Genomic DNA, 6,522 nt, shown 5'->3' with positions numbered 1-6,522 from the left:
CTAGTTGTAATTTTTCAGCAAAGGGAGTGGACGATTTCTTTCTGTCATTATGCATATTGCTCCAACCGGTAGTTGGAGCAATATGCATAATTCCGCCGGTATTATTCATTTTTTTAATAGCAGCCTGTATGAATTAATTCATTATTTTAATTATTTGTAATCGATATTTACGGTCATTTTTGTATTAGCTTTACCCGGGGTGATGGTATTACCTGTCTGGTAATAACGTGCAGCCAGAGGGATGTTGACCGTTTTACGCCCATCCGTTGGGGCCGGGAGATCCCAACTCGTACCCGCTGTCCATATATTTTCGGGGGGAGTTGCCGCCGCATCTACAGTAGTAGAATAACCCATTTGTACCCCTACCCCCGTTGCCGCATTTGCACCAGAATCGACACTGATGATATTACCTGAAACGGCATTTGCCGGAGTCAGGGAGACGGTGAATATATTGGCATATCGAGAAGTTTCTGCCGGAGTGCCAGAATCTGAGAGCGTCTGCAGAGCAGTAGCCCCCCCACTGTAGAACCCCGTAAATGCTGGACAGTTTTGCATCACAATCGAAGCATTCCTCCAGGGGGTCGTCGTGCCCTTTGCCGTGAATTTAGTCACGTCATAACTGCCAAGATCCACGTTGACATCCGGTGTGGTACAGGTCTGGGTGATAAAATGAAGACTGCCGGTAAATGTCACTCTCATCAGGTTGGCGGGTAATCCGGAGTAGCCTGAGGTTGATGGAATATACCATTGAATCGTCGGGAATTTGGTTGCATCAACAACGGAGCCTGAAGGAATATTCCCGGTTTTAACCAATGAAACATCTACCGTTGGTCCGAAGGTCTTGTTTCCCGCGGTGGATAGATTAAATGGGGCGTATTCCATCGGAGAGGCTTTTGAAAAAAGAGTATCTATTCCGCCTCCAGTATATGAAGACCACACGAATACACCCACACCTGGAACATTCGTTGGATAAACCGGCCCGCTTCCCTGTGACGTATTCATGATGGTTGGGGATCCCAGCGGCTCAGTCGTTACGCCTAAATAAGATTTTAGGTTATAAGGCCCATCGCAGTTAATGCCATAAGATTGGTTTAAATGCATCTTTAAGCGGTAAATAGTGCTTCCCACAGGTAAATCGTTGCCGGTATAAGACGCCGAGGGGCTAATGTTGTCGGTTTTTATTGCCGTAGAGGCGAGAGCCGAGCATGTCACCGCTGCAAACGCCTGCTGACTGGCTTCCGTTAAGCCTAATAACATCATTACCGGAAAAATAAATCGTTTCATTCGCTCAGCTCTGCCTTCTTCTAACTTTTGTTTTAGATCTGCACACCCCAAATTCAGCTCTTAAGGTCTGAAGCTGAGGCGTCATCATGTATCAGGCACCTGTATCTCTGGGGTTATCCTGCATCGCCAGCAACTTGCGATCCGTCGAACGACGGCTTAACAGGGGTTCACAGACCGAGTTAAATGTTTGCACGCCCCGCTTCTGCCCAGCGGCCATAGGCATCAGGTGATAGCGTATCTGGCATGCACCTGACGAACCTTTACCCCAACGTATTCTGAGTGCGCCCTGCTCTTGCTCAACGCGGGCATACAGCTGCCCTCCTTGTCCAACGCTCCCCACGCTGCGACCCTGCTCATCCAGTACGTCCGCACCGAAAGGGACTGGTTCACCATTCAACGTGGCATTGACCAGCAGAGGAGTCCCGGTTTTAGTGCCATATTTCACCTTCACTACCGCACCGTAATAGGGAGCTATTTTCTTCTCGGTACTGGTCATTTCCAGGTCATCGCTGGCCCCTTTGGGGTCAAGGATGATTTCATTCATCTGATACGGGTCGAGATACGGCACAAGGGCATAACCGAAGCGGTCGATGTGCACACCCGGGTAGCCGGAAACTGACGCTCCAGTCGCCCCTTTCGCTTCAATCAGTGCAAAGGTGTCAGAGGTATACGGTGTCATAGTCACGCCACCGCTGTGTGCCACGAGAGTGCCGCTCGCGCCCAGGGATTCACTGTGATAGTTTTTGCCTCCACTCCAGCCCACGCTCAGGTCAGAGTAAGGTGTACGATATTGCGCATTCAGAGCACCTGACTGGCCCCCGCCCTGATTGCTGTTCATCGCCGTCGCAGTGTAGCTTAGCTGATGGTCCTCTCCGCCTGTGCCCGAAACCGTGGCCTGTTCACCCGTCCGCCCGTTGCTGTCGTGCGTCATTTGCATCGACAACTGCGGACGGTATGAGCTGTCCGAGCGACCAAGCGGCAGACTGACCGTCAGCAGGTAGGTGTCTTCTGAGCCGGTCCGGCTGTAAGTCCGTCCGGCTGATAAGCCGTAACTCACCGAGCCATAGCTGTTGTTATAACCAATCTGATACTGTTTATCAGAGCCGTTCTTGTTCCAGTAATCCTGCACTGAACCACTGATGTACAGCTGGCCCCAATTTTCTGGTAACGCCTGGCTTGCCGTGATGCTGTAGCGACTGCGTGAGCGCCAGACGCTGGTCATATCGCCACCATGCTGCATGGCATCCACCGTCTGCTGGGCAGTCATAAAGTCCATAAAGCCGCTGGAGGAGAAACGATACGCCGCCACCGACAGACTGGTGCTGTTGACCGTTTCGCTGTAGCTCAGGCGATAACTCTGCCCTGGACTGGTCACTTCCGGCGTGCCTGGCAGGTGCATACGAGCCTGAGTTACATCGAACGAGAAGGAACCGACAGGCGTGCCAACCGCCGCTCCACCCAGAATGGCGTAGTAGTTCTGGCTGAGCTGCATCCCACCATAGCCCGTCAGCCAGTTGGTGAACCCATGACGTATCGTGCCCTGATACAGCGCCACCTGATTTGAGAGATAGTCATTCCGCAAGTTACCACCAACGATTTCATAGCGGGTGGCGCCCGGGCGCAACTGCTCCACCACTGAAGCAAAAGGCACGTTAAAGATTTGCTTTCTTCCGTCAGCTTCTTCCACCGTTACCTGCAGGTCACCGCCATAGCCGCTCGGGTACAGATCATCAATCAGGAAGGCGCCAGGTGCCACCGTGGTCTGATAGATCACCGCCCCGCTCTGGCGCACAGTCACTTTGGCATTGGTGTGTGCAATTCCGCGGATCTCTGGTGCATAGCCGCGACGGGACTCCGGCAGCATGCGCTCATCGGTGGCCAGCTTCACCCCGGTAAACGGTAGGGTGTCGAATACATCCCCACGCGTGTTGGCCTGTCCGGCCAAAGCCCGCGCCCGCAGAAAAGGAATGTCACGCTGCACGTAGGTGTTGATGGCATCGTATTTTTTCTTTCCATGCTGGTCCCAGTTGTAGCTGCCGTTGTGGCGGAAGTACCACGCCCCGACGTTAAGACCAGCATTAATTCCGGCATACAGCGATTTGCTGTCATACCCGCCAGAGGTACTCTGGTAGCCATTCAGGTTGTACCCTAAAATGACGGCCGGAATACCACTGTCCCACAGTTCAGGGCTGACCGAGCCACGAGCATTGTTCGATACATACAGCTGTGGAAGCTGGATGTGGAGACTCATCTCACTGCTGTCAAATTGCGTTACCGCTTCAGGCAGTTGCTTTTTTAAATCACCGCATTCCCCAGACTTGTCGAAAAAGTGGTCAGGCAGGTGGTCATAGCGAAATGGAATTTGCCTAAGCAGGGTGTCGGTCATGCACGGATAAACCGTTTTATCCTTGCGCTCACGCAGTGTCACATCCATAGTGCCAATGGACATGCCGTTGACATAGACCGCCGTGCTGTAGGTGCCAGGAGTGATGTAGCCGCCGTTGGCATAGCGGCTGAGATCAACGGCGTTCTGGTCATCAAGTTGTAAAAAGGATGAACTAAACTCCAGGTTTTTTGCCAGCTCAGCAGGTGGAACCGTATCTGCCGCGAAGGCAGGATGGTTCAGACAAAATAAGGCCAACACTAACGGTGATAGTTTCCCGGCGAAAACCTCGCCGTTGTAATATCGAAATTTACTATTCTGCATGCGTTTATCATCCTTAACCTGAAATGAAAATAATCACCGTCAGACAGGGTTACTGGATAGTGATATCCAGCGGAATAACCGCACCGTAGTCATTCACATATTCTGCTTTTATTTTACTGCCCGCTGACACTGCAAGGGCATAATCATCTTCAGCAAACGGGGCAAGCATTTTCCCGTCGGCTTTTTTACCCCCGGCCATGACATCCACCAAAGAGATATAATAAGGAGAGTTGTTTATTACGTGCACTCTGCCAGCAACATTTAACCACTGGAGATCTGTTGCAGCAGCTTTTGGGCTGCCTTTCAGACCAGACGGACGGTAAAAGAATTTGATCCGGCTACGAAACGCGACCTGCAGATAGTTATCTTTTTCCTTGACGGCGTCTCTCGGCTTCGCCGGAATTTCAAGTACGTTTAGCCAGAAGATGGATTCTTTATCCTGCGGCAGATTATTCGGCAGTGCCCGGATACGCAGCGTCTGACCGCTGGCTGGCTCCACGCGGTTAATCGGCGGTGTCAGTACGAACGGAACTTTAATCTGATCGGGCTTGGCTTTGGTATCGCCATTATCCATCCAGCTCTGAATCAATACTGGCGACACGCCTTTGTTGCTGACCTTGACGCTCACTTCTTTACTGTCCGCCGGATACACCACTCGCGTACCGGTAATCACGATACTGGCATGAGCCGCCACGGAAAATAAGCACGCCAGCGGAAGGCAGCGGACAGTTGTGGATAATAATACTCGGAACATCATTGTCTCCTGAAAATAACAGCAGAAAGCCATATCGAAATAGTCTGCGAATAAATAGCTATGTTTATTCGGGATGATAATAATTATTGATAATCGAGGTGATACACGACATAACTTGTTACCGAACCCGGTGTCGCAGCCCCAAGCGTGTCAGTCGTGATATAGGAAACCTTGAAATCCCCTGACGTATAACTTCCAGACGGGAAGCTGTCACCCCCCGCCTGGGTATCAGTGCCCGGGTGAATATCATTACCGCCCGGGGTGTTGAGGACCAGTTCAACGCCAGTTGCGCTGCCGCCGGTGTTTTTCAGGTAATAAGTGCTGGTATCGACCGAGCTGCCGCCTTCAAAATAGACCTGCACTGTCTTCGTTGACGGCCATGAGCAGTTGGTGTAGGTGAAATGGAACGGCGTGGTTCCGGCTATTTTTTTTCTATTGAGCTCTTGAACCTCCACCACTGGCAGAGTCACAGTGGCATCAGCAGCCCCGTCGTTTATTCCAACATCGCAGGTTCCTGACAAAAACTCACCTTCCAGGGAGAGCGTGACATTCTGATTGGCGCTCACATTCAGGCTAAACAGCGCGGCAGACAGGGTGGACACAAAGAATAATGTCTTCATAGTTGTCCTTTTTATTAATCAGTTCTCTATAATGTCTTTTATTAGCCAGACACCCACTCGCGCAAAGATCTCAGTAATAATCCAGAGGATCGCTTATGGCTATTTAAATGAGGGGAGCAACCTCCCCTTAGAGGATTCTCACGTTCATTCCACTGACTAGCGGAATGAGCGTGCTACCATTATTTGTACTGAATGGAGTAAACCACGTCGCTCACAACGGTACCGGCAGTGGTCGCACCGTCAGCAAAGTATTCCACGGCATACGGCAGGTCTGCTGAACCGGAAGAGGTATCGTAGTAAGTCGCGTTAGCGGTCTGGTTGGAGTTACCAGCTTCGATAACGGCTTCGTTGGCACTTTCTTCACGCAGCTGCAGGCTGACGTTGGTCGCATCACCGGTCATGTTTTTCAGGTGGCCAGTCGCCAGGTCAACAGAAGAGCCTGCTTCGAAGAACGCAGAAGCGGTCTGCAGGGTACCGGCACAGTTGCTCAGACCAATGTTGAAGCCAGTACGGCCTGCAGTCTGGCCCTGAGCGGTCAGCTGGTTAGTACCGATAGTTGGCAGGACGATAGTCGCATCCGGACCCTGGCCGTCCACGGTAGCATCACAAGTCGTGGCAGTCAGTTCGCCGTTGAACGTAATAGTACCGGTAGAAACGGCGTTAGCGCTCATTGCAGCAGCAGAAAGAACAGCCAGAATCGCAGCGGAAGTAATAATTTTTTTTATTGTAAGTCCTGTTTTACATATTAATAAATATGCGAAAGTCGCCACCCACCTGCTAAAAGGTGTAATGAAAGAATCCACATATCAGAGATAAACGTGAGTGTTTGCGTATATTTACTATATAGGAATGAAGAGTTAATCCCCCTCAATGCCTACGGGATTAACTATACACAAATACATTCCATCGTTCAAAAGTGTCGGCATGGCGCACTTTGTTAGATCAACGATCTTAAAACACAACCCCAAACAGAATTATGCTCCAAAATGACCTAATAAAATGGATTATAAATCCACACTCAATCGATTTACATGGTTGAAATTTTGCAAAATGAATTTCAACAAAGTTGCAGGATGGACCAAGGAGTTCCGAAATTGATGCGATACAGCATTATCAACGCAAGCATATAATACTGATTACTAAAGAGTTTATTAAAG

At 50.4% G+C, this 6,522-nt stretch carries 5 protein-coding genes; all 5 read right to left on the bottom strand.

What is annotated here, in order from left to right; translation table 11 throughout:
• Nucleotides 1-150: 150 nt before the first annotated feature.
• Nucleotides 151-1,284 carry a fimbrial protein gene (locus CRO87_RS22100; RefSeq protein WP_097165038.1) on the bottom strand — a complete coding sequence of 378 codons (1,134 nt, stop codon included), beginning with the start codon at nucleotides 1,282-1,284 and terminating at the stop codon, nucleotides 151-153.
• A gap of 91 nt (nucleotides 1,285-1,375) precedes the next feature.
• Nucleotides 1,376-3,991 (bottom strand): fimbria/pilus outer membrane usher protein, encoded by a 2,616-nt coding sequence (locus CRO87_RS22095; protein ID WP_097165037.1) that lies wholly within the window; start codon nucleotides 3,989-3,991, stop codon nucleotides 1,376-1,378.
• A gap of 49 nt (nucleotides 3,992-4,040) precedes the next feature.
• The gene (locus CRO87_RS22090) at nucleotides 4,041-4,748 is read right to left on the bottom strand and encodes a molecular chaperone (protein WP_141398731.1); all 708 of its coding nucleotides are present in this window, start codon (nucleotides 4,746-4,748) and stop codon (nucleotides 4,041-4,043) included.
• 80 nt (nucleotides 4,749-4,828) lie between these two features.
• The gene (locus CRO87_RS22085; protein ID WP_097165035.1) at nucleotides 4,829-5,365 is read right to left on the bottom strand and encodes a fimbrial protein; all 537 of its coding nucleotides are present in this window, start codon (nucleotides 5,363-5,365) and stop codon (nucleotides 4,829-4,831) included.
• Nucleotides 5,366-5,544: 179 nt separating this feature from the next.
• Nucleotides 5,545-6,090: a fimbrial protein gene (locus tag CRO87_RS22080; protein WP_097165039.1), complete on the bottom strand. Its 546-nt coding sequence runs from the start codon at nucleotides 6,088-6,090 to the stop codon at nucleotides 5,545-5,547.
• Between the last annotated feature and the right edge of the window lie 432 nt (nucleotides 6,091-6,522).

The sequence above is a fragment of the Enterobacter sp. CC120223-11 genome (assembly GCF_900215375.1).
GTDB lineage: Bacteria > Pseudomonadota > Gammaproteobacteria > Enterobacterales > Enterobacteriaceae > Scandinavium.
This window is presented reverse-complemented; position numbering and strand designations above follow the sequence as displayed.